The 235-nt window shown below is 74.0% G+C and carries 1 pseudogene; it reads left to right on the top strand.

Going from position 1 to position 235, the window contains the following annotated elements:
• Positions 1 to 116 (top strand): annotated as a pseudogene (locus tag ACPYOM_RS23945) (orotate phosphoribosyltransferase); the annotation flags it as partial.
• Between the last annotated feature and the right edge of the window lie 119 nt (positions 117 to 235).

Raw genomic sequence — 235 nt, forward strand, 5'->3', positions numbered from 1 at the left:
GCGTGGTGGTGGCGACGATCGCCGACCGCGCCACCGGCGCCGGCGAGCGCATCAACGACGAGGCCGGTGTCGAGTACCGCTTCGTCTACACCCTCGAGGACCTCGGACTCGCCTGAGCCGTAGGTCCGGCGGGATCGCGGTGGACTGACGCCTCACGCGTCGGGTGGCGCGGGCGCCCCCACCTGGACGGGGTACCCGCGCCGCAGCGCGTCGAGGCTCGAGGGCGGCGTGATCA

The organism is Monashia sp. HAY1-2A (assembly GCF_056755315.1).